Origin of the sequence: Variovorax brevis, from assembly GCF_030317105.1 — a bacterium.
Lineage (GTDB): Bacteria > Pseudomonadota > Gammaproteobacteria > Burkholderiales > Burkholderiaceae_C > Variovorax > Variovorax brevis.
Map to the genome: position 1 here is coordinate 1 of NZ_JASZYG010000081.1, position 1,223 is coordinate 1,223.

The window sequence follows — 1,223 nt, forward strand, 5'->3', positions numbered from 1 at the left end:
CGGCGGGCTCAACCCGTCGATGCAACGGTCTGCCAGAGTACCTCAGCGGGGTTGGCAAAGCCAAGTGTCTGTCTTGGTCGACCGTTCATCTCATTGGCGATGCGATCGAACTGGGCTTGCGTGAAGGTGGAGAAGTCCTTGCCCTTGGGCAGGTACTGTCGAAGCAGCCGATTGGTGTTCTCGTTGGAGCCACGCTGCCACGGACTCTGTGGATCGCAGAAGTACACATCCACATCGGTTGCTACGGAGAACTTGCGGTGAGCGGCCATCTCGCTGCCCCGGTCCCAGGTCAGGGTCTTCATCAGCCCGGTCGGCAATCTCTTGACCTGACGGGTCAAGGCTTCAACCACGCTGTGGGTGTCCTTGCCGTCCACCTTCACGAGGATGAGGTAGCGCGAATGGCGTTCGACCAGCGTTGCCACTTGGCAATTGACCGTCCCGAACAACAAGTCGCCTTCCCAATGACCTGGCACCGCACGATCGTCGGCCTCGGGCGGACGCTGGCTGATGGAGACCAGGTCCTTGATCCGATAGGGCGCGGGCGGCTGCGGCTGCGCACGGGGTCGTCGCATCCTGGTGTGCTCTCGAAGGTAGACCGTCAGCTCCTTTTTGAGGGCGCCACGGGCCTGGACAAAAAGCGTTCTGTAAATTGTTTCGTGCGAGACGTTCATTTCGCGATCTTCGGGGAACTGACGCTTGAGCCATCCCGAAATCTGCTCGGGCGACCAACACAGTCTGAGCTTGTCAGCGACTTTGAGCTCAAGCGCGGGATGCCGCTGCAGGCGACAGCATTGGGGCCTCTTGGCCCTTTGCCAAGCAGCTTCGTCGGCATTGATCGCGCGATACTGACCACGTCCACCATTGCGCTCGATCTCTCGCGAGATGGTGCTGGGACTGCGTGACAACCGTGCCGCGATCAAGCGTATCGACTCGCCCATCGAGAGTCCGCGCGAGATCTCCTCGCGCTCGCGCAGCGTCAAGGCGCCAGGCGCGCGACGGCACTCTCGTGGGGCAAAGCCTCCTGCCTTGCCGATCCATGTCTGTATCGACGGCACCGGGCGTCTCAACGCCATGGCGATCTCGGCGATCCGCTCGCCTTGCTTCCATCGATCCCACATCTGCCGCTGCTCCGCAGCCGACGGATGAATTCGCTGACCTGTGCTCATCGTCAATTAACACCTCGATTCGTCTTTGAAGTGTTGCATCGACGGGTTGAGCCCGCC

1 protein-coding gene is annotated in these 1,223 nt (G+C 61.1%); it reads right to left on the bottom strand.

Translation table 11 applies throughout. The features are described 5' to 3' along the window. Window positions 1-8: 8 nt before the first annotated feature. The gene (locus QTI66_RS39505; RefSeq protein WP_286565838.1) at window positions 9-1,166 is read right to left on the bottom strand and encodes an IS30 family transposase; all 1,158 of its coding nucleotides are present in this window, start codon (window positions 1,164-1,166) and stop codon (window positions 9-11) included. Between the last annotated feature and the right edge of the window lie 57 nt (window positions 1,167-1,223).

Excerpts from the sequence above, each read along its gene's own strand:
- QTI66_RS39505 (WP_286565838.1), bottom strand. The coding sequence starts at position 1,166 with ATGAGCACAGGTCAGCGAATTCATCCGTCGGCTGCGGAGCAGCGGCAG.